18 protein-coding genes are annotated in these 21,891 nt (G+C 71.4%); 9 read left to right on the top strand and 9 right to left on the bottom strand.

Annotated features, from left to right (window positions below; genetic code table 11):
- Positions 1-3: 3 nt before the first annotated feature.
- From rnc to DPQ23_RS16080, 5 genes are all read left to right on the top strand, one after another.
- Positions 4-717 carry a ribonuclease III gene (gene rnc, locus DPQ23_RS10820; protein WP_112874710.1) on the top strand — a complete coding sequence of 238 codons (714 nt, stop codon included), beginning with the start codon at positions 4-6 and terminating at the stop codon, positions 715-717.
- A gap of 73 nt (positions 718-790) precedes the next feature.
- Positions 791-1,741, top strand: coding sequence for a GTPase Era (gene era, locus DPQ23_RS10815; protein WP_112874709.1), 951 nt, complete (start codon positions 791-793; stop codon positions 1,739-1,741).
- 15 nt (positions 1,742-1,756) lie between these two features.
- Positions 1,757-2,083, top strand: a complete 327-nt coding sequence (locus DPQ23_RS10810; protein ID WP_112874708.1) for a DUF1491 family protein — start codon at positions 1,757-1,759, stop codon at positions 2,081-2,083.
- Between the two features lie 80 nt (positions 2,084-2,163).
- Positions 2,164-3,438 (top strand): metallophosphoesterase family protein, encoded by a 1,275-nt coding sequence (locus DPQ23_RS10805; protein ID WP_112874707.1) that lies wholly within the window; start codon positions 2,164-2,166, stop codon positions 3,436-3,438.
- Positions 3,438-6,854, top strand: coding sequence for a YhaN family protein (locus DPQ23_RS16080; RefSeq protein ID WP_112874706.1), 3,417 nt, complete (start codon positions 3,438-3,440; stop codon positions 6,852-6,854). Before DPQ23_RS10805 ends, DPQ23_RS16080 begins: the two co-directional genes overlap by 1 nt.
- Here the strand turns inward: DPQ23_RS16080 and glpK are convergent.
- The 8 genes from glpK to glpD all read right to left on the bottom strand — a co-directional run bounded on the left by glpK (position 6,838) and on the right by glpD (position 15,958).
- Positions 6,838-8,316: a glycerol kinase GlpK gene (gene glpK, locus DPQ23_RS10795; RefSeq protein WP_112874705.1), complete on the bottom strand. Its 1,479-nt coding sequence runs from the start codon at positions 8,314-8,316 to the stop codon at positions 6,838-6,840. The genes DPQ23_RS16080 and glpK overlap by 17 nt on opposite strands.
- Before the next feature lie 67 nt (positions 8,317-8,383).
- Positions 8,384-10,099, bottom strand: coding sequence for an ABC transporter substrate-binding protein (locus DPQ23_RS10790; protein ID WP_112874704.1), 1,716 nt, complete (start codon positions 10,097-10,099; stop codon positions 8,384-8,386).
- Between the two features lie 36 nt (positions 10,100-10,135).
- On the bottom strand, positions 10,136-10,537 hold the full coding sequence (locus DPQ23_RS10785; RefSeq protein WP_170310781.1) for a DUF2160 domain-containing protein: 402 nt from the start codon (positions 10,535-10,537) through the stop codon (positions 10,136-10,138).
- Positions 10,537-11,358, bottom strand: a complete 822-nt coding sequence (locus DPQ23_RS10780) for a carbohydrate ABC transporter permease (RefSeq protein ID WP_112874703.1) — start codon at positions 11,356-11,358, stop codon at positions 10,537-10,539. Before DPQ23_RS10780 ends, DPQ23_RS10785 begins: the two co-directional genes overlap by 1 nt.
- Positions 11,358-12,224 carry a carbohydrate ABC transporter permease gene (locus DPQ23_RS10775; protein ID WP_112874702.1) on the bottom strand — a complete coding sequence of 289 codons (867 nt, stop codon included), beginning with the start codon at positions 12,222-12,224 and terminating at the stop codon, positions 11,358-11,360. Before DPQ23_RS10775 ends, DPQ23_RS10780 begins: the two co-directional genes overlap by 1 nt.
- The gene (locus tag DPQ23_RS10770) at positions 12,224-13,330 is read right to left on the bottom strand and encodes an ABC transporter ATP-binding protein (protein ID WP_112874701.1); all 1,107 of its coding nucleotides are present in this window, start codon (positions 13,328-13,330) and stop codon (positions 12,224-12,226) included. The genes DPQ23_RS10775 and DPQ23_RS10770 overlap by 1 nt, the downstream gene beginning before the upstream one ends.
- 10 nt (positions 13,331-13,340) lie before the next feature.
- Positions 13,341-14,411 (bottom strand): ABC transporter ATP-binding protein, encoded by a 1,071-nt coding sequence (locus DPQ23_RS10765; protein WP_112874700.1) that lies wholly within the window; start codon positions 14,409-14,411, stop codon positions 13,341-13,343.
- The gene (gene glpD, locus DPQ23_RS10760) at positions 14,408-15,958 is read right to left on the bottom strand and encodes a glycerol-3-phosphate dehydrogenase (protein WP_112874699.1); all 1,551 of its coding nucleotides are present in this window, start codon (positions 15,956-15,958) and stop codon (positions 14,408-14,410) included. The genes DPQ23_RS10765 and glpD overlap by 4 nt, the downstream gene beginning before the upstream one ends.
- Positions 15,959-16,081: 123 nt before the next feature.
- Here glpD and DPQ23_RS10755 point away from each other — a divergent pair, with 123 nt between their 5' ends.
- Entirely contained in the window at positions 16,082-16,843 is a 762-nt protein-coding gene (locus tag DPQ23_RS10755) for a DeoR/GlpR family DNA-binding transcription regulator (RefSeq protein ID WP_112874698.1), read from the top strand.
- Between the two features lie 15 nt (positions 16,844-16,858).
- Here the strand turns inward: DPQ23_RS10755 and DPQ23_RS10750 are convergent, their stop codons facing one another.
- Positions 16,859-17,875 carry a LysR family transcriptional regulator gene (locus tag DPQ23_RS10750; protein WP_162630718.1) on the bottom strand — a complete coding sequence of 339 codons (1,017 nt, stop codon included), beginning with the start codon at positions 17,873-17,875 and terminating at the stop codon, positions 16,859-16,861.
- A 144-nt stretch (positions 17,876-18,019) separates the two neighbouring features.
- Between DPQ23_RS10750 and chvE the strand changes: the two genes are divergently transcribed.
- From chvE to mmsB, 3 genes are read left to right on the top strand one after another with little or no spacing between them, the layout of a single operon-like run.
- Positions 18,020-19,084: a multiple monosaccharide ABC transporter substrate-binding protein gene (chvE, locus tag DPQ23_RS10745; RefSeq protein ID WP_112874696.1), complete on the top strand. Its 1,065-nt coding sequence runs from the start codon at positions 18,020-18,022 to the stop codon at positions 19,082-19,084.
- Between the two features lie 55 nt (positions 19,085-19,139).
- Entirely contained in the window at positions 19,140-20,666 is a 1,527-nt protein-coding gene (mmsA, locus tag DPQ23_RS10740) for a multiple monosaccharide ABC transporter ATP-binding protein (protein WP_112874695.1), read from the top strand.
- Positions 20,663-21,865: a multiple monosaccharide ABC transporter permease gene (gene mmsB, locus DPQ23_RS10735; protein ID WP_112874694.1), complete on the top strand. Its 1,203-nt coding sequence runs from the start codon at positions 20,663-20,665 to the stop codon at positions 21,863-21,865. The genes mmsA and mmsB overlap by 4 nt, the downstream gene beginning before the upstream one ends.
- Positions 21,866-21,891 lie beyond the last annotated feature (26 nt).

Below are 21,891 nucleotides of genomic sequence, written 5' to 3'. Positions count from 1 at the left end.
GGCATGACGGGGGGGGCCGCGCATCCGGTCCGGCTGGCCGCGGACCTGGCCGCCTTTCAGACCCGGCTGGGCCACAGCTTCGCCGACCCCGACCTGCTGATCCGGGCGCTGACCCATGGCAGCCTGTCCACCGCGACCCGCCCCGACAACCAGCGGCTGGAGTTCCTGGGCGACCGCGTGCTGGGGCTGACCATGGCCGAGGCGCTGTTTCACGCCGACCGCCGCGCGACCGAGGGGCAACTGGCCCCGCGCCTGAACGCCCTGGTGCGCGGCGAGACCTGCGCCGAGATCGCCCGGCAGGTCGGCCTGGGCGAGGTGCTCAAGCTCGGCCGGTCCGAGATGATGACCGGCGGACGGCGCAAGGACGCGCTGTTGGGCGACGCGATGGAGGCGGTGATCGCCGCCGTCTATCTGGACGCAGGCTTTGACGCCGCGCGCGCGGTGATCCTGCGGCTGTGGGGCGAGCGCATCGCAGGGGCCGAAAGCGCGGCCTTCAACCCCAAGACGGCGTTGCAGGAATGGGCGCAGGCCCACGGCATGGCGCCGCCCCGCTACGAGATCGCCGAGCGCGACGGCCCCGACCACGCGCCGCGGTTCCGCATCGTGGTCCGGCTGGACGATGGCCGCACGGCCCACGCCGAGGGCCAGGGCACCAAGCGCAGCATCGAGCAGGCCGCGGCGCAGGCGATGCTGGACCGCATCGGCGACCCCCGATGAGCCTTGCCCCGACCGCCCCGGCCTTTCATCATGGGGCCGCCGGCCCCGCCCCTTGCCGCCGCAGGACCCCCGCATGACCGATGACGACCCCACGACCGGACCGGACGATGGTCCCCAAGGCCCCACCCGCGCCGGCTTCGTCGCCCTGATCGGCGAGCCCAACGCGGGCAAGTCCACGCTGCTGAACCGGATGGTCGGGGCCAAGGTCTCGATCGTGACGCACAAGGTCCAGACCACCCGCGCCCGCATCCGCGGCATCGCCATGCACGACCGCGCGCAGGTCGTATTCGTGGACACGCCCGGCATCTTCCGCCCCCGCCGCAGGCTGGACCGCAGCATGGTCGCCGCCGCCTGGGGCGGGGCCGCCGACGCCGACATCGTCGTGCTGCTGGTCGAGGCGCACCGCGGCCTGACCGACGGCGTGCAGGCGATCCTGGATGCGCTGCGCGACAAGGCCGGGACCACACCCGTCGCGCTGGCGATCAACAAGATCGACCGCGTCAAGGCCGAACAGTTGCTGGCCCTGTCGCAACAGCTGAACGAGGCGTTTGCGTTCGTGCGCACCTTCATGATCTCGGCCGAGCGCGGCCACGGCACCGCCGATCTGCTGGACTGGCTGGCCCGCACCCTGCCCGAGGGGCCGTGGCTTTACCCCGAGGACCAGATCGCCGACCTGCCCATGCGGATGATCGCGGCGGAAATCACCCGCGAAAAGCTGACCCTGCGGCTGCACGAGGAAATCCCCTATCAGCTGACCGTCGAAACCGAAGCGTGGGAGGAAAAGCCCGACGGGTCCGCCCGCATCGACCAGATCGTCTATGTCACCCGCGCCGGCCACAAGGGCATCGTGCTGGGAAAGGGCGGCGAGACGATCAAGGCCGTGGGCCAGCAGGCCCGCGCCGAGCTGATGGAGTTCATGGGCCGCCCGGTCCATCTGTTCCTGCAGGTCAAGCTGCGCGAGAACTGGCTGGACGAAAAGGAACGCTATACGGAAATGGGGCTGGATTTCCGCGATGGCGACTGAACCGGCGGGGCGGCGATGGAACCGCGGCTGAAGGCCGGGCTGCGGGTCGCGGCCCTGCTGCGGCGCATGGATCTGGCCGGCCGCGGCGCCTATGTCGTCCGGCACGGCGACGACGATGCCGGCGCGCTGGCGGTGACGGTCCTGCGCCCCGGCGGGACGGTGGAACTGTGGGTGCAGGACTATGACCCGCTGACCGACAGCCGGTCCTGGCTGTGCGAGGCGACCGGCCCCGCCCGCGACATCGACGCGACCCTGGCGCGCCGCAGCGCCCGCGACCCCGACCTGTGGGTGATCGAACTGGAACTGCCGCAAGGGACGGACCCGCGCGACCTGCTGGACTGACGCCCGCCCGCCATCGTCGCGGCCCTCGCCTGCCGCAGCGCCCCCTTGCGCGCGCGGTGTCGGCGGGGAACAGTGCGGGCATGAGTTTTCGTTTCGTTCACGCCGCCGACCTGCATCTGGACAGCCCCCTGCGATCGCTGGCGCTGCGCGCGCCGCAGGTCGCCGACCTGATCGGCACCGCCACGCGGCAGGCGCTGGTCGCCATCGTGGACCTGTGCCTGGCCGAGCGGGTCGATGCGCTGCTGATCGCGGGCGATCTGTACGACGGCGACCAGACCTCGATGAAGACGGCGCGGTTCCTGGCCGACCAGCTGGGCCGGCTGCACGCCGCGGGGATCGTCGTGCACATCATCCGCGGCAACCATGACGCGCTGTCGCGGATCACGCGCGAGCTGGTGCTGCCGCCGGGCGTCCATGTCTATGGCGAGCGGGCGCAGGCGGTGGCCCTGGCCCGTCCCGACGGCCATGTGCCAGTCGTGGTGCATGGCATCAGCTTTGCCCGGCCGCAGGCGCCCGACAGCCTGCTGCCGCAGTATCCCGCGCCGACCGCGGGCGCGATCAACATCGGGCTGATGCACAGTTCGCTGGGCGGCGCGCCGGGACACGACGTCTATGCCCCGGTCAGCGCCGCCGAACTGGGCGGCAGCGGCCACGATTACTGGGCGCTGGGGCATATCCACAAGCCCGCGCGCCATGTGGCGGGTCGCGCCCATGTCGTGATGCCCGGCAACCCGCAGGGGCGCGACGTGGGCGAATCCGGCGTGCGCGGCGTGGTGCTGGCGACGGTGGGCGCGGACGGGCGCATCGCCCTGCAGGACCGCCGCACCAGCCTGGCCGAATTCGCACGGGTGACGGTCGAGGCGACGGGCGCCGACGACTGGGCCGCGCTGGTCGCGCGCCTGCGCGCGGCGCTGGAACGGGCGCGCGCCGCCGCACCCTCGCCGCATCTGGTGGCGCGGGTCCGCATCGCGGGCGCCACGCCGCTGGCCTGGCAGATCCGGCGCGACCACGACCTGCTGACCGCCGAGGCCGAGCAGGCGGCCGCCGACACCGGCCAGGTCTGGGTCGAAAAGCTCGAGATCGCCTGCACGCTGCCGGGCGCGTCCGACGCCGCCGCGGGTGCGGGCCCGCTGGCCGACCTGCGCGCGCTGATCGGGACCGAGGTGCTGGACTCGCCCGGCTTTGCGGCCGATCTGGGTGCTGCGGCGGACGAGCTGCTGCGCGCCCTGCCCCCCGTGCTGCGCCCGCGCTTTGGCGCCGATGCCGCGGCGCTGGCCGCGCTGCTGGCCGATCTGGCGCGCGAGGGCAGCGACGATGTGCTGGCCCGGCTCGACGACGCGCAGGACCCGCAGTGATGCGGATCGCCCGGCTGGACCTGACGCGCTATGGCCATTTCACCGACGCCGTGCTGGAGCTTGGCCCCGCCCGGCCCGACCAGCCGGACCTGCACATCGTCTATGGCCCGAACGAGGCCGGCAAATCGACCCTGCGATCCGCCTGGCTGGACCTGCTGTACGGCATCCCCGCGCGCACCGGCCAGGACTTTCGCCACCCCTATGCCAGCATGCGGATCGGCGCGGCGGTCGAGATCGCGGGAACGGCGCACGACATCGTCCGCGTCAAGCGCCCCGCCAACAGCCTGACCGACGCGGACGGGCGCCCGCTGCCCGACAGCCTGCTGACGGCGGGGCTGGGGGGCCTCGACCGCGCCGCCTATGAGACGATGTTCTGCCTGGACGACGACACGCTGAAACGCGGCGGCGACAGCATCCTGTCCAGCCAGGGCGAACTGGGGCAGCTTCTGTTTTCGGCCAGCGCCGGGCTGGCCGCGCTGGGCGAACGGCTGGACGCGCTGCGCGAGCAGGCCGATGCCTTTCACCGCAAGTCCGCGCGCAAGTCGCGGCTGCGCGCGCTGCGGGCCGAGCTTGAGGCGCTGGAGGCCGACCGCGCCCGGCTGGACCGGCAGGCCGGCGATCACGCGGCGTTGCGCCAGGCCGCCGCCGTGGCACGGGCCGCCAGCGAGGCCGCGCGCGAGACGCTGGGCCGCGCGGCGGGCGAATGCGGGCGCCTCGACGGCATGGCCTCGGCGCTGGGATTGTGGCCGCAGTGGCAGGGACTGGCGGCCGAGCTGGCGCCGCTGGACGGCCTGCCGGACGTGCCCGCCGCGTGGCACGACCGCATCGGCCCGCTGCGCGACCGGGCGATCCGGCTGGCGGCCGCCCATGACGGCGAGACGCGGGCGCTGGCCGAGGCGGTCGCCGCGCTGGACGCCACCCCGGACGATCGGCCGGCGCTGGACGCCGCGGACCGGCTGGCCGCGCTGGAGGATCTGCACATCCGCCATGCCGCCGCGGCCGAGGACCTGCCCCGGCGGCGGGACGAACGCGCCGCCCTTCAGGACCGCATCGCCGGGCTGGTGGCGCGGCTGGGCGGCGAGCCGGTGGACGACCCCGCGCTGCTGGCCCGGCTGGGCGCGCTGCTGGACGAAAGGGCCGCGCCGGTGGCCAGGCTGGCGGCCGCGCAGGCCGCGCTGCGCGAGGCGCAGGCGCAGCAGACCGAGGCGGGCGACGCCCCCGACGACGCGGCCGAGGACGACACCGCCGAGGCGCTGCGTGACGCCCTGGCCCCGCTGCGCCGGGCCGATCTGGCCGCCCGCGCGACCGAGGCGGCGGCTGTGGCCGAAGCGGCCGCATCGGCCCTGGCCGAGGCGCTGGCCGCGCTGGCCCCCTGGCGGGGCAACGAAACGGACCTGGCCGCGCTGGACCCGCCCGCGCCGCAGACCGTCGCGGCGTGGCAGGCGCGACTGGACAAGGCCGCCGCGCGCGCCGAGGACGCCGCCCGCGTCGCCGCCGAGCGCCATGAGGAGGCGCAGCGCCGGTCCGCCGAAGCCGCGGGCCTGTCGGCCACGCTGGGCGCGGCCGATCCGGCCACGGTCGAGGGCGCGCGCGCTGCGCGCGATGCCGCCTGGACGCACCACCGCGCGACACTGGACGCGGCCAGCGCCGACGGCTTTGCCGCCGCGATGGCCGACCACGACCGGGCTGTCGCCGCGCAGGTCGCCCGCGCCGCCGACGTGGGGCAGTTGCGCACCGTGCAGGCCGCGGCCGCCACGGCCGCGATCCGCGCCGACGATGCGGCCGCCCTGGCCCGCGACGCCGCGGCGGCGCATGAGGCGCTGCGCTGCGACATGGCCGCGCAGGTGGCCGCGCTGTTGCCGGGACGCGCCGATGCCGAGGCGCTGGCCGAACTGGCGGGCTGGCTGCCCCGGCGCGAGCGCGCCCTGACCCTTGCGCGCGAGGCCGCGGCCGCGGCGCAGGCCCGCCACCGAGCGGAGGCGGCGGCACGCACGGCGGCCGCGGCCCTGCAGGCGCTGCTGCCCGGCACGCCCCCCGACCTGTCCGCGCTGGCGCGCGCGGCCGAGGCGCGGCTGGCCCGCATCGACGCCGAGACCGCCAGTCGCGCCGAACGGCAGCGGCTGACGCAGGCGGTGGCCCAGCGCGCGCGCGACGTGGACCGCGCCGCCGCCGACCTGGCGGCGTGGCAGGCGGACTGGGATGCGGCCAGCGCCGCGTTGACCCTGCCCGACCTGCCCGCGCCCGCCGCGATGCGGCCCGTGCTGGCCGACCTGGCCGCGCTGGCCGAGGCCCGCGACCGGGCCGCCGCGCTGGACCACCGCATCGCCGCGATGCAGGCGGACCAGACCCGTTTCGCCGCCGCCGCGGCGGATCTGGGCGCGGTGCTGGGCCTGGCGCCCGGGGACCCGGTGGACACGCTGCGCGGGGCCGCGGCCCGGATCGAGGCGGCGCGCCGCGCGGCGCTGGCCCGCGCCGAGCTGACCGAGCGCATCGCCGCGCGGCGAATGGCCCTGGCCGAGCTGGAGCGCGAGCGCGCCGCGGTGGCGGGCGAACTGGCGCAGATGCAGGCGCATCTGGCCGCCCCCGACGTGGCGGCGCTGGAACAGGCCCTGGGGCGGCTGGCCCATCGCGACCGGCTGCGCGACCAGGCCGCCGGACTGGCCGCGCGCATCCGCGCCGATCTGGACGCGCCCGACATGGCCGAGGCCGCCGCGCGGCTGCAAGGGGTGGACTCAGGCAGCCTTGCCGCCGACCGCGCCCGCGCCCGCGCCGACCGCGACGCCGCCGACGAGGCGCTATCCGCCGCCCGGCAGGCGCTGTTCTCGGCCGAGCGGGACCTTGACGCCATCGGCCTTGACGATGCCGTGGCCCGGATCGAGGCGCGCCGCGCCGCCCTGCTTGTGGCGATCGAGGACGAGGCCCGCGACTGGCTGCGGCTGCGCGCGGGCGTGCTGGCGACCGAAAGGGCGCTGGCGAGCTATCGCGAAACCCACCGCAGCGGGATGCTGGCCCGCGCCTCGGCGGCCTTTGCCGCGATCACGGGCGGGGTGTGGGCGGGGCTTGCGACGCAGCCCGAGGGCGCGGGCGAGGTGCTGATCGCACGCAGCGCCTCGGGCGAGACGCGGCTGACGGGGGGGCTGTCCAAGGGCACGCTGTTCCAGCTGTACCTGGCGCTGCGGATCGCGGGGTTTCACGAATTCGCCGCCGCGCGCGGCCCGGTGCCGGTGCTGGGCGACGATGTGCTGGAAACCTTTGACGACGACCGGACGCGGCGTGCGCTGGCGGCGCTGGCCGACACCGCGATGACCGGACAGGTCGTCTACCTGACCCACCACCGCCATGTCGCCGATCTGGCGCGCGAGGCCTGCCCGGCCGCGCGCCACCACGTGCTGTCGCCCGTCACCCCATCGCCATGACCGCCTGCACCGCCCGGCCCCAGCGGTCATAAAGGGCCGCGCGCCGGCCCGCGTCGGCCTGCGGATCGAACCGGCGGTCCAGCGCCCAGGCCCCGGCGTAGTCGTCCGGGCCGCCCGCCAGCCCGGCCTGGTGCGCGGCCAGCCACGCCGCGCCTTGCACGGTGGTCTCGGTGTTGACCGGCCGGTCCACCGGCGCGCCCAGGATGTCGGCCAGGAACTGCATCGCGGGGACCGAGGCGGTCATGCCGCCGTCCACGCGCAGGACCGACTGGTCCAGGTCCGGCCAGTCGCGGCGCATCGCCTCGATCAGGTCGCGGGTCTGGAACCCCACCGCCCGCAGCGCGGCGCGCGCGAACTCGGCCGGTCCCGTGGCGCGGGTCAGGCCAAAGACCGCGCCGCGCACCTCGGGCCGCCACCAGGGCGCGCCAAGGCCGGTGAAGGCGGGCACCAGGATCACGTCCTGGTCGGGGTCGGCCTGCGCCGCCAGCGGGCCGGTGTCGGCCGCGTTGCGGATCAGCCCCATCGCGTCGCGCAGCCATTGCACCACCGCGCCCGCGACAAAGATCGACCCTTCCAGCGCATAGGTCGGTTGCCCGTCCAGCTGATAGGCGATGGTGGTCAGCAGGCGGTTGCCGGACCGGACGGCCGTGGTCCCGGTGTTCATCAGCGCAAAGCAGCCGGTGCCATAGGTCGCCTTCATCATGCCGGGGGCAAAACAGGCCTGCCCCACGGTCGCCGCCTGCTGGTCGCCCGCGACCCCCAGGATCGGGATCTCGCGCCCGAACAGGTCGGCCCGGCTTTGGCCGAAATGGGCGGCGCAGTCGCGCACCTCGGGCAGCATGGACCGCGGCACCCGGAACAGGTCGCACAGCTCGTCCGACCATGCGCCCGCGTGGATGTCGTACAGCATCGTGCGCGCAGCGTTGGTCGCGTCGGTGACATGGGCGCGCCCGCCGGTCAGCCGCCAGATCAGGAAGCTGTCGATGGTGCCGAACGCCAAGTCCCCGGCATCGGCGCGCGCGCGGGCGCCGTCCACGTGATCCAGGATCCAGGCGATCTTGGTCGCGCTGAAATACGGGTCCAGCAGCAGGCCGGTCCGCGGCGTCACGCTGGTTTCGTGCCCGTCGGCCTTCAGTGCCGCGCAGGCGTCGGCGGTGCGGCGGTCCTGCCAGACGATGGCATTGTGGATGGGCTGGCCCGTCCGGCGGTCCCACACGACCGAGGTTTCGCGCTGGTTCGTGATCCCGATGGCGGCCAGCGGCGGGTTGCCCGCCTTTTCCACCGCGCCCCGCGCGGTCGCGGCGACCGAGGCCCAGATGTCCTCGGGGTCGTGCTCGACCCAGCCGGACCGGGGGAAATGCTGCGGAAACTCCTGCTGGTCGGACGCCATGACCCGCAGGTCGTCGGAATAGACCACGGCACGCGACGACGTGGTGCCCTGGTCGATGGCAAGGATGGCCATGGCGCTCTCCGGCGTGAAACGAAGGGGGGAACCCGGACGGGCCGGGTTCCCCCAGGGCATCAGCCTGTCACTGCTGCCAGCTTTTCACCAGTTCGTCATAGCTGACGGTTTCCGGCTGCGGGTCCTCGTTCTCCAGCTTCAGCTGGGGTGCGATGGTGCCGTTTTCCTTGGCGAAGGCGTTCCACCATTCCAGGTCATGCTCCTCGGCCAGCTTGGGGCCGATGTCGCCCTGAACGCCCGCGCGCTCCAGCCGCTCCATGACCTTTTCCTGCTCGGCGCACAGGCTGTCCATCGCCTCCTGCGGGGTCTTGGCGCCCGAGGCCGCGTCCCCGATCGCCTGCCACCAGAGCTGCGCGAGCTTGGGGTAATCGGGCACGTTGGTCCCGGTGGGCGACCATTGCAGGCGGGCGGGGCTGCGATAGAACTCGATCAGCCCGCCCAGCTTGGGCGCGCGGTCGGTGAACGACTGGTGGTCCAGCGTGGATTGGCGGATGAAGGTCAGGCCGACATGGCTTTTCTTCACGTCCACCGTCTTCGAGGTCACGAACTGCGCGTAAAGCCAGGCGGCCTTGGCGCGGTCGTCGGGCGTCGATTTCAGCAGCGTCCAGGACCCCGCGTCCTGATAGCCCAGCTTCATGCCGTCCTGCCAATAGGCGCCGTGGGGCGAGGGGGCAAAGCGCCATTTCGGCGTTCCGTCCTCGTTCACGACCGGCAGGCCTTCCTTGACGAAGTCGGCGGTGAAGGCGGTGTAGGTGAACATCTGCTGGGCGACCTCGCCCTGGCTGGGCACCGGGCCGCTTTCGCTGAAGGTCATGCCCTGGGCTGCGGGCGGCGCATAGGCCTTCATCCAGTCGAGGTATTTCTGGATCGCATAGACCGCCGCCGGCCCGTTGGTGTCGCCGCCGCGGGCGACGCAGCTGCCCACGGGGCGGTCGTTTTCATCCACGCGGATGCCCCATTCGTCCACGGGCTTGCCGTTCGGGATGCCCTTGTCGCCGTTCCCGGCCATCGACAGCCAGGCGTCGGTGAAGCGCCAGCCGAGCGACGGGTCCTTCTTGCCATAGTCCATGTGGCCGAAGACCGTCTTGCCGTCGATCTCGCGGCCGGTGAAGAACTCGGCGATGTCCTCATAGGCCGACCAGGTGACCGGCACGCCCAGGTCATAGCCGTATTTCGCCTTGAAGTCGGCCTTGTTCGTCTCGTCGTCGAACCAGTCCTTGCGGAACCAGTAGAGGTTGGCGAACTGCTGGTCGGGCAGCTGGTACAGGTTCCCGTCCGGCGCGGTGGTGAAGGACTTGCCGATGAAGTCGTCGATGTCGAGGTTCGGGTTGGTGACGTCCTTGCCCGCGTTCGCCATCCAGTCGGTCAGGTTGCGGGCCTGCTGGTAACGCCAGTGGGTGCCGATCAGGTCGCTGTCGTTGACATAGGCGTCATAGACGTTTTCGCCCGACTGCATCTGCGTCTGCAGCTTTTCGACGACGTCGCCCTCTCCGATCAGGTCGTGCGTGACCTTGATGCCGGTGATCGCGGTGAAGGCGGGCGCCAGCACCTTGGATTCGTATTCGTGGGTGGTGATCGTTTCCGACACCACCGCGATCTCCATCCCCGCCATGGGCGCTGCGGCGTCGATGAACCATTGCATCTCGGCCTCTTGCGCGGCGCGGTCCAGCGTGGACTGGTCGCCGATCTCGGCGTCCAGGAACGCCTTGGCCTCCTCGATCCCGGCCTGTGCGCCGGTCGCCATCAGCGCAAGCGCCATGGCGGTCGTCAGGTGCAGTCTCATCGGGTCTCCCCCTCCCCTATGCCGTTGCCGGCGTTGTCACACCCAGCGGAACACCGCCGCGGCGTATAGCAAGGCGATCGCCAGCCCTCCCCAGGCCGGCGTGCCGATCAGGCCCAGCCAGCCCAGGCAGATGAAGGCCGACCCCAGCAGGCTGACGAACAGCCGGTCGCCGCGCGTCGTGGCAATCCCCAAGATGCCCCGGCGCGGCGTTTCCGGGAACCGGATGGCGGCCCAGGTAAAGGTCAGCAGCAGCGCCGCGATCACCCAGAAGAACAAGGCGGTCGGAAAGGTCCAGGCCATCCAGCCGCCGGGGTTCAGGCTGCCCGCCCAGTCGTGCGCGCCGTTGTCCACGGGGACAAGGCTGACGAGCCAGCCGAGGATGCCCAGCATCAGCAGGGCGGCGGCGGCAAAGCCTGCGGAAACGGAACGCGCAGTCATCACACCCTTCCCAACGCAAAGCCCTTGGCGATGTAGTTGCGCACGAACCAGATCACCAAGGCGCCCGGCACGATGGTCAGCACGCCCGCCGCCGCCAGCACCCCCCAGTCGAGGCCCGAGGCGCTGACCGTGCGCGTCATGGTGGCCGCGATGGGCTTGGCGTTGACGCTGGTGAGCGTCCGCGACAGCAGCAGTTCGACCCACGAGAACATGAAGCAGAAGAAGGCCGCCACCCCGATGCCGCTGGCGATCAGCGGCATGAAGATGCGCACGAAGAAGCGCGGGAAGGAATAGCCGTCGATATAGGCCGTCTCGTCGATCTCGCGCGGGACGCCGGACATGAAGCCTTCCAGGATCCACACCGCCAGCGGCACGTTGAACAGGCAATGCGCCAAGGCCACGGCGATGTGGGTGTCGAACAGCCCGACCGCCGAATACAGCTGAAAGAACGGCAGCGCGAACACCGCCGCAGGCGCCATCCGGTTCGACAGCAGCCAGAAGAACAGGTGCTTGTCGCCCATGAAGCGATAGCGGCTGAACGCATAGGCCGCCGGCAGCGCCACCGCGAGCGAGATCGCCGTGTTCAGCACGACATAGGTCAGGCTGTTGACATAGCCCATGTACCACGACGGGTCCGTCAGGATGGTGCGATAGTTCGCCAGCGTGGGCTCGTGCGGCCACAGGCTGAAGGTGCCGGTGATCTCGGCGTTGGTCTTCAGGCTCATGGTCACGAGCCAGTAGATCGGCGTCAGCAGGAACAGCAGGTATGCCACCATGACGATGGCCGACCCGGTTGCGCGGCGTTCGGCGACGGCGGCCATCAGGGGGCGTCCTTCTGCGCGGTCATCACGGTGTAGAACACCCACGAGATCAGCAGGATGACAAGGAAATAGATCAGGCTGAACGCGGCCGCGGGGCCAAGGTCGAACTGTCCGATCGCGGTCTTGACCAGGTCGATGGACAGGAACGTCGTGGCGTTGCCCGGCCCGCCCCCGGTCAGGACGAACGGCTCGGTATAGATCATGAAGCTGTCCATGAACCGCAGCAGCACCGCGATCAGCAGCACGCCCGACATCTTGGGCAGCTCGATATGGCGGAACACGGCCCAGCGGCTGGCCTGGTCGATGCGCGCCGCCTGGTAATAGGCGTCGGGGATGGATTGCAGCCCCGCATAGCACAGCAGCGCGACGAGGCTGGTCCAGTGCCACACGTCCATCACGACGATCGTGGCCCAGGCGTCCACCGGATCGTTGACGTAGTTGTAGTCGAAGCCCATCGCCGCCAGCGTGTGGCCCAGCAGGCCGATGTCCACGCGCCCGAACACCTGCCAGATGGTGCCCACCACGTTCCACGGGATCAGCAGCGGCAGCGCCATCAGCACCAGCACGACGCTGGCCCAGAAGCCGCGCTTGGGCATGTTCAGCGCCACGAAGATGCCCAGCGGGATCTCGATCGCCAGGATGATCGCGGAAAACAGGATCTGGCGGCCCAGGGCGGCGCGGATGCGGTCGCTGTCCAGCACCTCCTGGAACCAGCCGAGCCCGTTCCAGAAGAACTGGTTGTTGCCGAACGTGTCCTGCACCGAATAGTTCACGACCGTCATCAGCGGGATCACCGCGGAAAAGGCGACCAGCACCAGCACCGGCAGCACCAGGAACCAGGCGCGGTTGTTGACGGGCTTGTCCATCAGTCGGCCCTTTCCCCGGCGACGGGCGGCACGCGCCAGTCGTCGGCATAGACATGAAGATGCGCGGTCGCGGGCACCGCGCGGTCGATGCCGGCGGGAAGCGCGTGATCCTCGGGCAGCAGCATGGTCAGGGGCTGGTCGCCCACGCGCCCGCGCAGGATGCGGTGGTGGCCCACGTCCTCGACCCGCTCCAGCCGGAAGGGCAGGCCCCCGCCCTCCTCACCCCTGCCGCCCTCGGCGGGGGTCACGAACTCGGGGCGGATGCCGATCTGCACGCGGCCCTGCGGCAGGCCGTGGTCGCCCGGCAGCGCGACCTGCGCGCCCGCGATCAGGGCGCGGTCGCCGCGCACCTCGGCGTCCAGCAGGTTCATGCCGGGCGAGCCGATGAAATAGCCCACGAAGGTATGCTCGGGCCGGTCGAACAGCGCCTGCGGGGTGCCGGCCTGCACCACGCGCCCCTCGGACATCACGACCACCTGGTCGGCGAAGGTCAGCGCCTCGGTCTGGTCATGGGTGACATAGATCATCGTGTGGCCGAACTGGCGATGCAGGGATTTCAGCTGGGTGCGCAGCTCCCACTTCATGTGCGGGTCGATGACGGTCAGCGGCTCGTCGAACAGGATCGCGTTCACGTCCTGGCGCACCATGCCGCGGCCAAGGCTGATCTTCTGCTTGGCGTCGGCGGTCAGCCCGCGGGCGCGGCGGTCCAGCGCGTCCGCCATCCCGATCATGGCGGCGACCTCGGCCACGCGGGCGGCGATCCGGGCGGCGGGCATCCCCCGGTTCTTCAGCGGAAAGGCCAGATTGTCGCGCACCGTCATGGTGTCGTAGACGACCGGGAACTGGAACACCTGCGCGATGTTGCGCGCCGCGGTGGGCAGCGTGGTCACGTCGCGGTCGCCGAACAGCACGCGCCCCCGCGACGGCACCAGCAGCCCCGAGATGATGTTGAGCAGCGTCGTCTTTCCGCAGCCCGACGAGCCCAGCAGCGCATAGGCGCCGCCGTCCTGCCAGGTCATCGTCATCGGCTTCAGCGCGAAATCGTCCTCGCCGCGCGGCGCGGGCAGATAGCTGTGGGCGAGGGCGTCAAGCGTGATCCGTGCCATCGTGCGCCCCCTATGCCGCTTGCGCATAGGGCGCCGGCCGCGCCATGCGACCATCCGGCCCGAACAGATAGACATGCGCCGGATCCAGCCAGACGGTCAGCGCCGCCCCTTCGGGCGGGCGGTGCACGCCCTCGATCAGCCCGACCCAGCGGTCGGGGCCGCGCGACAGGTGCAGGAACGTCTCGGCCCCGGTGATCTCGGTCACGTCAAGGCGCGCGGCCAGCGGGATCGCGCCGGGCGTCGGGTCCAGCCGCAGGTGCGCGGCCCGGAACCCGGCCTGATAGTCGCCGTCCGCAAGCCGCCCGACCGGCCAGCGCCCGCCGTCCAGCGCCGCCTGCCCGCCCGCGACGCGCACCGCGGCAAAGTTCATCGGCGGGTCGGAAAACACCCGCGCCGTCACCGCATCGACCGGCGCGCGATAGACCTGCGCGGTCGGCCCGAACTGCGTCACGCGTCCCTGCCACAGCGTCGCGGTGTTGCCGCCCAGCAGCAGCGCCTCCTCGGGCTCGGTCGTGGCATAGACGAAGATCGCCCCCGATCGTTCGAAGATGCGCGGGATCTCGGCGCGCAGCTCCTCGCGCAGCTTGTAATCCAGGTTCGCCAGCGGCTCGTCGAGCAGCACAAGCCCGGCGCCCTTGACCAGCGCGCGGGCCAGCGCGGTCCGCTGCTGCTGGCCGCCCGACAGCTCCAGCGGGCGGCGGTCCAGCATCGGCGTCAGGCGCATCAGCGCTGCCGTCTCGCGCACGCGGCGGTCGATCTCGGCGCGGGCCACGCCCTGCAGCCGCAGGGGCGAGGCGATGTTGTCGTAGACGCTCATCGAGGGATAGTTGATGAACTGCTGATAGACCATCGCCACGCGGCGGTCCTGCACGCGCTGGCCGGTCACGTCCTGCCCGTTCCAGACCAGCCGGCCCGCCGTGGGCGCGTCCAGCCCGGCCATCAGCCGCATCAACGTCGTCTTGCCCGCCAGCGTCGGGCCCAGCAGCACGTTCATCGTGCCGCGTTCCAGCACCAGGTCGGTGGGATGGATGTGGTGATCGGCACCGACCTGACGCGCGATGCCCCGCAGCTCCAGCGTCATGCGGCCCGCCTTTCCGCGGTCATCCACGCGTCCACAGCCGCGATCTGGTCGGGGGTCATCCGCAGCCCCAGCTTGGAACGCCGCCAGACCACGTCGTCGGCGCGGCGCGCGAATTCATGCGCCATCAGCCAGCGCAGCTCGGTTTCCGTCAGCGTCGCGCCGAAGTCGCGGCCCATCGCCCCGGCGCTGTCCGCGCCCGCCAGCATCCGCGCGGCGTCGGTGCCATAGGCGCGCACCAGCCGCCGCGCCCAGGTCCCGGTCAGGAACGGATGCGCCCGGCGCAGCGCGGCGATCAGCGCGGGCACGCCATCGACCGGAAAATCGCCCCCCGGCAGCGGCACCCCGGCCGTCCACGACCCGGTCGAGGCGGGGAAATGCGGGTAAAGCTTGGCCAGCGCCGCCTCGGCCAGCTTGCGATAGGTGGTGATCTTGCCGCCGAACACGTTCAGGCACGGCGCGCCGTCCTCGTCCAGCGACAGCACATAGTCGCGCGTCGCCGCCGTCGCCGACTTGGCCCCGTCGTCGTAAAGCGGCCGCACCCCCGAATAGGTCCACACCACATCGCCGGGCGTCACCGGGTCGCGGAAGTAATGGCTGGCGGCGGCGCACAGATAGTCGCGCTCCTCCTCGGTGCAGACGGCGTCGCCGGGCTGGCCATGGTGTTCGGCGTCGGTCGTGCCGATCAGGGTGAACTCCCCCTCGTAGGGGATGGCGAAGATGATCCGCCCGTCCGCGCCCTGAAAGAAATAGGCCTTGTCGTGGTCGAACAGCCGGCGCGTGACGATGTGGCTGCCGCGCACCAGCCGCACGGCCTGCGCGGTGTCGAGGTGCGCCACGTCGTGGATCACATGGCCCACCCAGGGACCGGCGGCGTTGACCAGCCCGCGGGCGGCAAAGCTGCGCCCGTCGGCCATCGCGATGCGCCACAGCCCGTTCGTCCGCCGCGCCTCGGTCACGCGGGCGCGGGTCATCACGTCGGCGCCGCGCATCATCGCGTCGCGGGCGTTCAGGGCGACCAGCCGGGCGTCCTCGACCCAGCAGTCGCTGTACTCATAGGCCTGCCGCATCCGCGGCTTGAGGGGGCGCCCCTCGGGCGCCGTGGTCAGGTCCAGCGTCGAGGTCGCAGGCAGGATCTTGCGCCCGCCCAGGTGGTCGTACAGAAACAGCCCCGCGCGGATCATCGGCCGGGGCCTGCGGCCGCGCGCCCAGGGCATCGCCAGCGCCATGGCGCGCGACACCGGCGTGTCGCCGGCGAACGTCATCTCGGGGTCCAGCGGCAGGACAAAGCGCAGGGGCCAGGCGATGTGCGGCATGGCGCGCAGCAGCACCTCGCGCTCGCGCAGCGCCTCGCGCACCAGGCGGATTTCCAGATATTCCAGATAGCGCAGGCCGCCGTGGAACAGCTTGGTCGAGGCCGACGAGGTCGCCTGCGCCAGATCGCCCTGCTCGGCCAGCCGAACCGTCAGCCCGCGCCCCGCCGCGTCGCGCGCGATGCCGCAGCCGTTGATGCCGCCGCCGATGATGAACAGGTCGGTCGTATCCGCCATCGCGCCCTTCCCCCGGATGCCGTTGATCGAACATCCGCCGCCCGCGTCTGTCAACGTCGATTTTCGCTTTCCGCGCGCAGATGTTCGCTTGACGCAAGGTCCCGTGTTCGTTTTCCTGCGCGCATGAACATCCGGCAGATCGAGATCCTCAACCTCGTGCGCGCCACGGGCCGGGTCGGCGTCGAGGCGCTGGCGGAACGCTTCGACGTGACGCACCAGACGATCCGGCGCGATCTGGCCGAACTGGCCGATCAGGGGATGCTGGACCGGGTGCACGGCGGCGCGGTGCTGAAAAGCGGCGTCAGCAACATCGGCTACGAGGAACGGCGCGCGCTGCACGAGCCCGCCAAGGCCGCCATCGGGCGCGCCTGCGCCGAGCTGATCCCCGACAACTCGTCGCTGATCCTGAACATCGGGACGACGACCGAGGCGGTGGCCCGCGCCCTGCTGGGACACCGCAACCTGACGGTGGTGACCAACAACATGAACGTCGCCAACATCCTGGCGGCCAACGAAAGCTGCGACATCATCGTGGCGGGCGGACAGGTGCGGCGGTCGGACGGCGGGCTGGTGGGCGACCTGACCAGCGAGTTCATGGCCAACTTCAAGGTGGATTACGCCATCGTCGGCTGTTCGGCGCTGGACGCGGACGGCGACATCCTGGATTTCGACATGGCCGAGGTGCGGGTCAGCCGCGCCATCCTGCGGCAGGCGCGCGAACGCTGGCTGGTCACGGACGCCACCAAGCTGGCACGGACCGCGCCGATCCGCGTCGTGTCGCTGGCCGACATGGACGCCGTGTTCACCGACCGCCCGCTGCCCGCCCCCCTGCAGGCGCTGTGCGACGACGCCGGCACGCGCACGGTCGTGGCTGAGGGCGTCTGACCGGCGCAGCGCCCGTCACGGATCGCCCGCGCCGGGGTCGCCGTTCCCGGGCGGACCCGCGCCCTGCGGATCGGCCGCGCCCGGGTCCCCGTCCCGGTCCTGCCCGATCTGGTCGCGCACCAGCGCCAGCATGCGCTGGGCGGCGGCGGACAGCCGGCGCTGGCGCAGCGTCAGCAGATGCCAGGGCGGCAGGTCCAGCGGCTCGGCCGTGTCCAGCGTGACGAGGCCTGCGTCCGGCCCGCCCCGCCCGTCCGCGACAAGCCGCGCGACCTGCACCGCCACCGCCGCGACGGCATCCGTCCGGGCGACCAGCGCCACGGTCAGCATCAGCGAGGCCGTGGTGGTGACGTCGGGGGGCAGCCCCACGCCGGCGCCCCGCAGCGCGGCGTCCACCGCCTCGCGGATGGGCGTGCCGCGGCCCTGGATGACCCAGGGAAAGCCCGCCAGCGCGGCCAGCGGAACGGCGCGCCGGCCCGCCAGCGGGTGCCCCGCCCGGACCAGGAACCGCAGCGGCTCGTGCGCGCCCGGCCCCACGCGCAGGGCCGAGGGGTCGATCCCCGCGGGCACCCGCGCCAGCACGAAATCCAGCGCCCCGCTGTCCAGCCCCTGCACCAGCTGGACCGAGGGCGCGACCTCGACCGACAGGCGCACGCCCGGCGCCTCGGCCCGCAGGCGCCGGGCTGCGGGAACCAGCAGGCCCAGCGCGGGGCCGGTGACGGCGCCGATCCGCACCTCGCCGGTGGCGCCCGCGGCGACGCTGGCCAGATCGCGGGCGATGTCGGTCAGCCCGGCCAGCACCTCGGTGCCGCGCCGCGCCAGGATCTCGCCGGCGGCGGTGGGCACCATGCCGCGGGGGCGCCGGTGAAACAGCGGCGCGCCGACCATGCGTTCCAGCTCGGCCAGGGTGCGCGAGGCGGCGGGCTGGGTCAGCCCCAGCGCCTGCGCCGCGGCCTGGACCTGCCCGTGTTCGGCGATCGCGGCCACCAGCCGCAGGTGGCCGACCTTCAGCGCCAGGGGAAGGTTTCGTTGCACGCGGCCGGCCATATCAGAACTGCTATGTCGAACGTCTGTATTTCGATTTGCGCCGCGCGGCAACGCCGCTCTACCGTGCCGCGTGCGCACCCGCCTGGCGGGGCGGCAGGGCCGGACCAACGGCCCCGTTTTGGGAGGAACGACATGGGATTGAAAACGCTTGCGGCCACCGCCGCGATGGCGCTGGCGCTGCTTGCCTCGCAGGCCGCCGCCCAGGACAAGGGCCTGGTCGGCATCGCCATGCCGACGAAATCGTCGGCCCGCTGGATCGACGACGGCAACAACATGGTCAAGGAGCTTGAGGCGGCCGGCTACACGACCGACCTGCAATACGCCGAGGACGACATCCCGACCCAGCTGTCCCAGGTCGAGAACATGATCACCAAGGGCGCCAAGGCGCTGGTGATCGCGTCCATCGACGGCACCACCCTGACCAACGCGCTGGAAAACGCCAAGGCCGCCGACATCAAGGTCATCGCCTATGACCGGCTGATCCGCGACAGCGACGCGGTCAGCTATTACGCGACCTTCGACAACTTCAAGGTCGGCGTCCAGCAGGCGGAATCGCTGGTCAAGGGCCTCAAGGAACGCTTCCCCGACCAGAAGCCCTGGAACGTCGAGCTGTTCGGCGGCAGCCCCGACGACAACAACGCCTTCTTCTTCTACGACGGCGCGATGAGCGTGCTGCAGCCGATGATCGACGCGGGCGAGATCGCCATCCCGTCGGGCCAGACGGGCATGGACAAGGTCGGCACCCTGCGCTGGGACCCGGCCACGGCCCAGTCGCGCATGGACAACATCCTGTCGGCCAACTATGGCGACAAGCCGCTGCACGGGGTGCTGTCACCCTATGACGGGCTGTCGATCGGCATCCTGTCGTCGGTCAAGGGCGTCGGCTACGGTTCGGGCGACCTGAAGATGCCGATCGTGACCGGCCAGGACGCCGAGATCCCGACCGTCAAGTCGATGGCCGCGGGCGAGCAGTATTCCACGATCTTCAAGGACACGCGCGAACTGGCCAAGGTCACGGTGGGCATGGTGGACGCCGTGCTGCAGGGGTCCGAGCCGCAGATCAACGACACCAAAACCTATGACAACGGCGTCAAGATCGTGCCCTCCTATCTGCTGGAACCCGTCCCGGTGTTCGCCGACAACTACAAGCAGATCCTGGTGGACAGCGGCTACTACACCGAAGACCAGATCAAGTGACCCTGCGTCCGGCCCGCCGGGCGCGGGCCGGACCCTCTGCCGGAAAGGGGGCGCCATGACGGCCATTCTGGAGATGCGCGGCATCGGGAAAAGCTTTCCGGGCGTGCGCGCGCTGGACCAGGTCAACCTGACCATCGCGCCCGGCGAGATCCACGCCATCTGCGGCGAGAACGGCGCGGGCAAGTCCACGCTGATGAAGGTCCTGTCGGGCGTCTATCCGCACGGCAGCTATGACGGCGACATCCTCTACGAGGGCCGGCCCGTCGCCTTCCGCGACATCCGCGACAGCGAGCGGCAGGGCATCATCATCATCCACCAGGAACTGGCGCTGGTGCCGCAGCTGTCGGTGGCCGAGAACATGTTCCTGGGCAACGAGGTCGCCAGCCGCGGCGTCATCGACTGGAACCGCACCTGGGCGCGCACCCGCGACCTGCTGGCCAAGGTCGGCCTGACCGAGGCGCCGACCACCCCGGTCGAAAAGCTGGGCGTCGGCAAGCAGCAGCTGATCGAGATCGCCAAGGCGCTGGCCAAGGACGTGCGCCTGCTGATCCTGGACGAACCCACCGCCGCCTTGCAGGAAAACGACAGCGCCAAGCTGCTGGACCTGATGCTGGAGCTGAAGGCGCAGGGCGTCACCCAGATCATCATCAGCCACAAGCTGAACGAGATCCGGCGCGTCGCCGACCGCGTGACGGTGATCCGCGACGGGTCCACCGTGTCCACCCTGGACCGCGCCGAGATCACCGAGGAGCGGATCATCCGCGACATGGTCGGGCGCGACCTGGCGCACCGCTATCCCGACCGCGTGCCCGACATCGGCGAGGTGCTGATGCGCGTGCGGGACTGGACCGTCTGGCACCCCGACCAGCCCCGCAAGGTCATCGACGGCGTGTCGTTCCACGTCCGGCGGGGCGAGATCCTGGGCATCGCGGGCCTGATGGGGTCGGGGCGCACCGAACTGGCGATGAGCCTGTTCGGCCGCAGCTATGGCCGCGACATCACGGGCCAGGCCGAGCTGGCCGGCAGGCCCGCCGACCTGTCGGACGTCAGCCGCGCCATCGCCGCAGGCCTCGCCTATGTGACCGAGGACCGCAAGGCGCTGGGCCTGATCCTGGAGGAGCCGATCCAGCGCAACATCAGCCTGGCCAACCTGGCCGGCGTCGCGGTGAACGGCATCCTGTCGGCGGGGCGAGAGCAGGCGGTGGCGGAACGATACCGGCGCGACCTGCGCATCCGCACGCCGGGCGTGAACCAGCGGGTGATGAACCTGTCGGGCGGCAACCAGCAAAAGGTCGTGCTGGCCAAGTGGCTGTTCACCGACCCGCAGGTGCTGATCCTGGACGAGCCGACGCGCGGCATCGACGTGGGCGCCAAGTTCGAGATCTATGCCCTGATGAACGAGCTGGTCGCGCAGGGCCGCGGCGTCGTGATGATCTCGTCCGAGATGCCCGAGCTGCTGGGCATGTGCGACCGCATCCACGTGATGAACGAGGGCCGCTTTGTCGGCGAGCTGACCCGGGCCGAGGCCAGCCAGGAACGGATCATGGCCCTGATCCTGCAAAGCGAGGGGAAAGCCGCATGACCACGGCCGAGACCGAGACGAAGAAACGCGGCCTGGGCGCGCATCTGGGCGGGCACCTGCAACAGAACGGCATGGTGCTGGCGCTGCTGGCGATCGTGCTGTTCTTTCTGGTCGTGGTGCGCGCCTCCCAAGGCGTGGACTTCCTGTCGGCGCAGAACATCACCAACCTGTTCTTGCAGAACAGCTACGTCATCATCATGGCGCTGGGGATGCTGCTGGTGATCGTGTCGGGCCACATCGACCTGTCGGTGGGCTCGGTCGCGGCGTTTACCGGGGCGGTGTCGGCGGTGCTGACGGTCAGGTGGGGCTGGCCGTTCTGGGCCGTCATCCCGGCGACGCTGGTGATGGGCGGGCTGATCGGGGCGGCGCAGGGCTACTGGATTGCGTTCTGGCGCATCCCGTCGTTCATCGTGACGCTGGCGGGGATGCTGGTCTTTCGCGGGCTGACGCTGTGGCTGTTGCAGGGCCAGAACATCGGCCCGTTCCCCAAGGCCTTCCAGTCGCTGTCCACCGGGTTCATCCCCGACCTTTTCGGGCCGGACAAGCCGAACCTGACGGCGCTGCTGATGGTGGGGCTGGCGGCGCTGGCGATCGTCTGGGCCGGGGTGCGGGGCCGCCGCCAGGACGCGGCCTTCGGGGTCGAGCCCGAGCCGGCGGGCCTGTTCTGGGCGCGCAACCTGATCGTCGTCGCCGCGCTGATGTTCGTCGGCTGGAAGCTGGCGCAGTTCCGCGGCCTGCCCAACGTGCTGATCGTGATGTCGGTGCTGATCGTGCTCTACAGCTTCTTCACCGAGCAGACGACCACCGGGCGGCGCATCTATGCGCTGGGCGGCAACGAAAAGGCCGCGCGCCTGTCGGGGATCAAGACCGACCGGCTGGTGTTCCTGACCTTCGCCAACATGGGCGTTCTGGCCGCGCTGGCCGGCATGATCGTGACCGCGCGGCTCAACAGCGCGACGCCCAAGGCCGGCACGGGGTTCGAGCTGGACGTGATCGCCGCCGTGTTCATCGGCGGCGCGTCGATGTCGGGCGGGTCGGGCCGGATCATCGGGGTCGTGGTCGGCGCCCTCATCATGGGTGTGATGAACAACGGCATGTCGATCATGGGCATCGGCATCGACTATCAGCAGGTCATCAAGGGGCTGGTGCTGCTCGCCGCCGTGATCTTCGACGTCTACAACCGCAACAAGCAGCTTTGATCCGGCCCCGCGCGCCCCGGCCCGGC

The organism is Paracoccus endophyticus (assembly GCF_003286075.1).
Classification (GTDB): domain Bacteria; phylum Pseudomonadota; class Alphaproteobacteria; order Rhodobacterales; family Rhodobacteraceae; genus Paracoccus; species Paracoccus endophyticus.
The sequence above is the reverse complement of the archived record's forward strand: the minus strand, read 5'-3'. Positions and strand labels throughout refer to the sequence as shown.